Annotated in this window: 5 protein-coding genes and 1 pseudogene; 2 read left to right on the plus strand and 4 right to left on the minus strand. The window is 40.8% G+C overall.

Annotated elements, in window-relative coordinates:
• Positions 1 to 22: 22 nt before the first annotated feature.
• A complete protein-coding gene (locus ACM0OX_RS34485; protein ID WP_414519566.1) occupies positions 23 to 748 on the plus strand; it encodes a putative bifunctional diguanylate cyclase/phosphodiesterase in 726 nt (241 codons plus the stop codon).
• A 337-nt stretch (positions 749 to 1085) separates the two neighbouring features.
• Here ACM0OX_RS34485 and ACM0OX_RS34490 read toward each other — a convergent pair.
• From ACM0OX_RS34490 to ACM0OX_RS34505, 4 genes and pseudogenes are all read right to left on the minus strand, one after another.
• Positions 1086 to 1502, minus strand: a pseudogene (locus ACM0OX_RS34490) (LLM class flavin-dependent oxidoreductase); the annotation flags it as partial.
• Between the two features lie 383 nt (positions 1503 to 1885).
• Entirely contained in the window at positions 1886 to 3730 is a 1845-nt protein-coding gene (locus ACM0OX_RS34495; RefSeq protein ID WP_414519568.1) for a tetratricopeptide repeat protein, read from the minus strand.
• 124 nt (positions 3731 to 3854) lie between these two features.
• Positions 3855 to 4625, minus strand: a complete 771-nt coding sequence (locus tag ACM0OX_RS34500) for a WecB/TagA/CpsF family glycosyltransferase (protein WP_414519569.1) — start codon at positions 4623 to 4625, stop codon at positions 3855 to 3857.
• Between the two features lie 213 nt (positions 4626 to 4838).
• Positions 4839 to 5906: a glycosyltransferase family 4 protein gene (locus tag ACM0OX_RS34505; RefSeq protein WP_414519571.1), complete on the minus strand. Its 1068-nt coding sequence runs from the start codon at positions 5904 to 5906 to the stop codon at positions 4839 to 4841.
• A gap of 340 nt (positions 5907 to 6246) precedes the next feature.
• Here ACM0OX_RS34505 and ACM0OX_RS34510 point away from each other — a divergent pair, with 340 nt between their 5' ends.
• Positions 6247 to 7680, plus strand: coding sequence for an acyl--CoA ligase (locus tag ACM0OX_RS34510; protein ID WP_414519573.1), 1434 nt, complete (start codon positions 6247 to 6249; stop codon positions 7678 to 7680).
• Positions 7681 to 7703 lie beyond the last annotated feature (23 nt).

A 7703-nucleotide genomic window follows, 5' to 3' on the forward strand; every position in this document is an offset into this window, starting at 1 on the left:
ACTTTCTTAGTTTCTCACAATAATGCTTGGTTTATTTCCGCCGTGGTGTACTAGTGGCTCTATTATAGGTTTTGAGGCTTTATTGCGCTGGCAGCATCCAGAGCGTGGTCTGCTTAATCCAGCAGATTTTATTCCCCTCGCAGAGGAAACTGGACTAATTTTCTCCATTGGCAAATGGGCATTGCATGAAGCTTGCCGCCAGATGCAAGTTTGGCGAGTATGCCATTGTTCTAAATTACTAGAGAAAATTAGTGTTAATCTCTCCGTCAAGCAATTTTCTCAGCCGGATTTGATAGAGCAGATTGGGCAAATTTTGCACTCAACTGGCCTTGATGCTGGCACTTTAATGCTAGAGATTACTGAAAACGCAATTGTGGAAAATGGCAATAAGGTAACTGCCGCAATCTTGCAACTTCGAGAAATGGGCATTGAGTTATCAATTGATGACTTTGGTACGGGCTATTCCTCATTAGGTGGTCTTTATAACTTTCCGATTAGTGTGTTGAAAATTGACCGTTCTTTCATCAGCTTAATGGCCATTAATAGTAAGAATTTAGAAATTATTGAGATAATTGTCGCTTTGGCACACAAGCTAGGTGTGGATGTGCTTGCCGAAGGAGTAGAGACAAAAGAGCAACTATTACTTCTAAGAAAATTAAACTGTCAATATGCCCAGGGACATTTTTTCTCAGTTCCGTTAAATAGCTCGGCAGCAGAGGCATTAATTATGGAAAATCCTCAATGGTAAGGGTTATTCAAAAAAATTCGTAATTGATAATGACGCTCTTGTTCTACTCATAGCAATCATGAATCATTAGACTTATCCGTAAATATGAAAGGCTTACTATACAATGATTTTAGCGATTCTAACAGATTGCGATCGTAAGCACTTAATGGACGTAACAATAAGGCTTTGGGGTAATAAGTCAAGCTAAATCATTAGTTAGCAAGGTAAAAATAGAAAGAATAAAAATTTATTTATTTCCAGACAAACTCAATGCCTTGATTGTCTGTGGCAGTCTGAGTGTCTTAGGTACGCTATGGTTCTCTACATAACTGCCAGCAGTGAGCCGCTGGATCGATCGCTAAACCCCGACTCCAACTGTTTGCCGTTCTCGTCGCGCGACTTCCGCACGTACTAAAGGAATGACATCACGCCCATAAGCGATCGCATCCTCTAAAGGATCAAAGCCCCGGATCAATAAGGTAGTCACACCTGCATCGTAATAATCAACCAAAGCCTCTGCTACTTGTTCTGGTGTACCCACTAGAGCAGTAGTGTTACCTGCCGCACCAGTAGCTGCGGCGATCGGTGTCCATAAACGCTTGTCGTAAATCTCATTTTTGGCGGCAAAATCCAGCAGACGTTGCGATCCTACCGCCTGGGGTCTAGCTGGGGCAGCTAATTTTGCACCTCCTCGCAACTCTTGAATTCGCGCTAAAATCCTATGTGCTTTCTCCCAAGCCTCTTGTTCTGTAGCACCAAGAATCGGCCGCAGAGAGACGCTGAAGGCTAATAACCGTAAATACGTTACTAATTACCTGATATCAGCTTTTAAACACCTAGTGACAACAAATTTCTAACTAGAGTAGTGATAGTATCAAATAAACTACGGTAAGTCAATCAAGCTTTAGCTGTTTAAACTACAATGAAATTACCACAGCTGATTTAAATAAGCAAGTTCAATATGGAGTTTTGCTACAAAATATACTTGAAGAGAGTGTTATTTCTTTAGTTGTATAGAGACTGTTGCGATTTGTTAAGCTATGGAGCGATCGCACCGTTTTTACCAGAGAAAGCCAGAGGACAAGAAGCAGGACGAAGAAAATATATTTTTTGTATAGGGTTTTACCTTCTGCCTCCTGTCTTCTGCCTTCTGCCTTCTCACATATCTCCCTTATATTCTTCTAACAATTGCGGAATGTGATCGTACCCATCCACACCAATAACCGCAATAATTTTCGGGCGATGTTGCTGTAAGAACTTTTGGAAAGCTTCTGCCCCGATTTGCCCTTGTAAAATTGTCAGTAACCCTGCTGCTTGACGCCACTCATTAGAAGCTATTTGCTCTAAAAGATACATTCCCAAGCAGCCTGTGTAAACAGTTTTTTCGGAATTTTGCAGATGATAATAAGCTTCTGCTAAATAAGCTAGATTCCGCCCTTGGAGATACAAATCACCGGAAACTTGTGCTGTTTTAAAACCATCTTCCAGATATTTAATTGCCGTTTGGTGTTCTCCAATTACTAGATAGGCAATTCCTAAGCTGCTGACACATAAGGCTTTACTTTGAAGGTCGCCTAATTTTTCTGATAATTTTAAACCTTGTTCCAAATAGTTAATTGCGGCTTCATAGGTTTCGGGTTCCAGGTTTTCTAATTCCTGAGCTTGCATAACTTCGCTGTAACCTAAATTTACTAGCGCATTTGCTTCTCCTGTGCGATCGCCTGCTTGCCGACTCAGTATTAATGCTCGTTGACTATAGTTAATTGCCTCAGCATAATTTTGTTGTTGTACGTAGGTGCGGCTGAGGTGATTGAGATTGGCAATTTCACAGGTGCGATCGCCTGCATTCCTGGCTATCTCTAGCGCCTGCTGATGAAAATCAATTGAGCGCTGGTATTGTCCCAAAGCACGCTGAGAATAACCTAAAAGTGTCAAAATTCGCGCCTTTTCTTGGGTTCCTTCGCCTCTTCGCAGTGGTTCATCTAGATAATCTAGGGCATCTCGTAAATAAGTGCCAGTAAAAGAGGCAAAAATCCCGCCGTAAAAGGGAAAATACGGACGCTGGGCAAAGGTTCGTAAAATCTGGAGCATGATTTGAGAACAGGCATCGCTGTATATTGTGCCAATGCTCCTAAAACCACTTGCTAACTGACTCCAAATCACTGCAAAGGTCAAAAAAGTGGAAATGGACAACTTTGGCCCCGCTTTCACATCGTAAGCTTGTTGGTCAAACCAGTTAATTAATCCCCGTTGCAAGAACTGTAAAATTAATGCCATTTCCACCCAATCTCTAAGAGCGATACCACGCTGTTGCTCGGCAAACTCAATTGCGGATTCTTCCCTAGCCAAGGTGCGAAGTAGTGTTTTGGGTAACTCACTATTGAGTTGTTTCGCCCAACTTGCCCAAGGGCCGCGTTCTCCCGGTACACCGCCAAACCCCAGAGATTCTTTTTGCTCGTACATCCAACTGAGCAAGTTGTCTTGCAATCGCTGCCAAGAAGCTAAACCACGGGTAATCCCTTCGGAAAATTGTTGTAAATCAGCATCTGCCTGAGCAAATTGCTGCAATGCCTTTGACAACTGCTGTAACTGTTGTAAATTTAGCGGATACTTCTGATTCGGGTCAGTAACCCGGATAAATGCCGACAGGCGCTCGGCAGCAGGGGCTGTGGTGATTTCTGTAGCGGCAAAGGCAATCGCTTCTGTGGCTTTGTTTTGCTCTTGCCAACGTTGCCATTGACTTTGAATCGTCTTAATGGCTCTCAAACTGCGAGTCGCCTTGGCTTTCTTGAGTTCGTCTTTTTCGCTATCTACTTGGGTTTGGAGAGAATTCAGGCGATCGCTCAAAGCTAACTCAAAGACTTCCCCTGTACCGGAAGTAATCCCTTTAAGCAGCATTTGATATACCTGTTCTACAGAGCTAATTTTGCCCTTGAGGGTGGTTTCGACAATTTCATCGATTAAGGCAAGATAGCGATCGCTTAATGGCAGAGAGTCTGGCACTTTGGCTACTAGGAGAATATCACGTCAATTCTAATTCTAGTCCTGGCCGCAGAGGTAGGGGAAACAATTGGCCACTTTTCACCAGTCATGGTCATAACAAATGCGAAATTTAGAAAAAATTTATTTAGCGATTTGTTATCATTCCTTGAGTGATTCGCTGTTTAACTACACGATAAAAAAATAATGGAATGCCTACAAGATAACGGTCTGCTAGACGAGTAGGTTCAGTAACTAAGCGTGTTAACCACTCCAGACCATTATCAGTCAGCCAACGCGGCCCGCGATATATAGAGTCAGTATAAAAATCTAGACAAGCACCCAAAGGTAAAAATACAGTAGTTTCAATTTTATTGAAGTTATCTAAAATCCAGCGTTCTTGTAATGGCATACCAAAACCAATATATAAAATATCTGGTTGGAATTTATTAATTTTTTCTATTACAAAATCATTCTCTTTTCCTGATTTATCAAAATATCCATGATGTCCATGTACGCGTAAATTAGGCGCAATTGATCCTAACTTAGTAATTGCCTTATCCACTACGCCAGGTTTTCCAGCTAACAAAAATAAAGAAAGGTTTTCTCGAGCGCACTTTAATGCTAAATCTTCTATGTAATCTGGTGCTGTCATTCGATGTGCAGATTGCATTGAATAACCGTTGAATCTAGCTCCTACCATTACACCAAATCCGTCACAAAATACTAAATCAGCCTTATTCAAAAAATCTCGATACCAAGACTTTTCATAAGCAAAATTCATTGCTCTGATATTCACATGTCCTACAACTGTCTTTTTTTGGCTTTTTGCTGCTTCTATTAAATAATCAACTAATTCTTGTACTTTAACTTTATGGAATCTTGTATCAAACAATTTAACTTCAGGAAAAGTTTTCATTTCTGCACCTCCCTCATTTATTAGTCAGTATACCAAGTTTAGAAGAATCCGAACAACAAAAGAATAAGACCTTTATCGCTCCCTTGATTTTTACTAATATTAAATCCATACCTTTTCAACGTCTATTATCCTTATACAGAATTCATTACGTCGTTTTGAAGTTTGGTATTTAATACATAGTGTAAGTCACTTAAACCTATTTCAAGATGGTTCTCAATTGATAACTGCTGTATAAATGCATGTTAAAGATGTAAAATAATTATTTATATCCAAGTGTTTAACTCTGGCTCGTGCGTTATTTCCCAAAGATATCCTCAGATTTTCGTCTGCAATTAAGGATTGCATTGCCTCTGACAATTGTTGAATATTCCCCGGATTAACTAATAAACCATTCTGGTTTTGAGTAACTATTTCGGGTATTCCTCCCACTCCGGTAGTAATAACTGCCAAACCCCAACTCATAGCTTCTAATAGTGCCATAGGCAGACCTTCGTTGTAGGAAGGTAACACAAAGACATCAGCTTTAGCTAAAAGATCGTCACGTTTTTCTTTATCTACCCAATCAAGAATAGTGATGTAGTCAATAAGATTTAGAGTTGGGATCAAACTACGAGCTTTTTCTACATCTCCATCCCCCGCTATAACTAACTTGGCTTGGCTTTGTTGAGCAACAGGCATAGCAGCAAATGCTTTAATTAAATCAAAAGTACCTTTGCGCTCACCAATGCGCCCTAAAAATAAGAAAAATATCTGTTTGGAATCTATTCGCTGTGGAATTTGTGCAGGAATTTTTACTGGGTTAGGGAGAACAATAACTTGCTCTGACTTCAAACCAAGATTCTCAATGTAAAAATTTTTCCAGCTATCTGATAAAACAATGAAACGGGTACATTTACAAAACGACCAACTTAGCCACTGCTTAAGCAATTGAGGTAGTTTAGAGTAAAACAAATGAAAATCAGCACTATGAGTATGAATAATTACTGGTTTTTTTAATAGCCAACCAATAAGAGTAGTAATTGAATGACGAAAAGCACTACCTCTATCTGAAACATGGATGTGAATTAGGTCAGTTTTTTGGTTTAATAAGTTCCAAAATAACTTACCTATTGCCTGCAAAAACACTAACACTTTATGGAAAGTAGAACCATTTGGTAAAGTCGTAATGTGTTCAATTTGAATATCAGAGTTAGTTTCTTCAAGAATGAGCTTCTCCACAGAAACTATTCCGCCTTGGCGCTCTAAGCTTTCGCCCAACATAGTAATTTTTATCGGACTCATAATTACTATTAATATTTTTTGTAAATTGAGTACACGGGGATTTATATAAACTATTGAACGAATTTATTCTAGTTTATATCCAAGGAACTACTCCAAGAGCATTTTGAGAATTAATGCTAATAACTCCATCTGCTTGAGCGCAGATCCACAAATTTATTCAATGTACACTTTTATGATTTTACAGGATGATCTCCATAACAAAATTTTGTCATGGGAATTATTATGAGGATGTTGAAAATATTGTTGTTAATAACACCATTCTAGCACTCTCTCATAACTCAAAGCTAAGTAACAATTTTTTGTTTAAGCTAAATCATGTATTTACAGATCAGAAAAACTAATGAATTTATTTGAGCTTTTAGTAGGAGAAGACAATCATCCAGCCCTAGTTACGTCTGAGGGGCGATCGCTAACTTATAAGCAATTACGGGAGAATGTTATTGGACTGGTATCTCAACTCAACAGCTTTGGATTGAAACGGGGAGAACGCATTGCCATTGCCATGACTAACGGTTCACCAATGGCGATTACCTTTTTGGCTGCTGCGTTATGTGGCACTGCTGCGCCCTTAAATCCCAAATACAAACAAGAAGAATTTGCCTTTTACTATCAAGATACCCAAGCAAAGGCAGTGATTACGTTGTCTGAGGAACCAGAAGCAGCTATTGCTAGTGTCACACCCGACATGATGGTGATTAATGCCAAGGTAAATACTGATGGTACATTAAGCTTTGAATTAGTCAAAAAAGGCTCAGAACCAGCAGAATCCGCGAAATCCAAAGCCCCCAACGCTGATGATATAGCGATGATTCTCCACACTAGCGGCACTACCAGTCGTCCCAAGCGTGTGCCGATTCGTCATCGCAACTTAATCGCTTCAGCTGGCAACCTGATTAATGCTTACTCACTCACAGCAGCTGATACTACACTTTGCCTAATGCCCTTGTTCCATGTTCACGGATTGGTGGGCTGTTTGCTGGCAACTCTGGCTTCGGGTGGTACATTAGTTTGTCCCAATGGTTTTAATGCCTTGGAGTTTTGGAAATTGGTAGATACCTACAAACCTACTTGGTACTCCGCAGCGCCAACCATGCACCAGACAATTTTGGCGCGCGCTAGCCGCAACCCAGAAATTGTCAAAGCAAACCGCTTTCGTTTTATTCGCTCTAGTAGCGCTTCTTTGCCGCCGATTATCATTGAACAGCTAGAGGCAACTCTGAATGCTCCTGTGGTGGAATCTTACAGCATGACTGAAGCATCTCACTTAATGACTACCAATCCCCTACCGCCAAAAGTCAGGAAACCAGGTACTGTAGGTTATGGCTTCGGTGTGGAAGTGGGCATTATGGACTCTGAAGGCAACCTATTATCTCAGGGAAGCTTGGGCGAGGTGGTGGTAAAAGCACCCAACGTTATAGATGGCTACGAAAACAATCCAGAAGCTAACGCTACTGCTTTTGTGAACGGTTGGTTCCGCACAGGGGATCGGGGTGCAGTGGATGCAGAGGGCTACCTCCGCTTGACTGGACGGATTAAAGAATTGATTAACCGGGGTGGGGAAAAAATTTCTCCTTTAGAAGTAGATGATGTCTTGCTGCGCCATCCTGCCGTCGCCGAAGCCTTAGCCTTTGCCGTTCCCCACAAATCTTTAGGAGAAGATATCCACGCGGCTGTGGTTCTGAAAGCAGAAGTTGGCGAAAAAGAACTTTTAGCTCACTGTGCAACTATGCTGGCAGACTTCAAACTGGAGTTTAGACTAAGCCATACAAAATGACCCAGCAGGGCTGAGTTAATCAG

It is taken from the genome of Nostoc sp. PCC 9305 (assembly GCF_963920915.1).
Taxonomy (GTDB): Bacteria; Cyanobacteriota; Cyanobacteriia; order Cyanobacteriales; family Nostocaceae; genus Nostoc.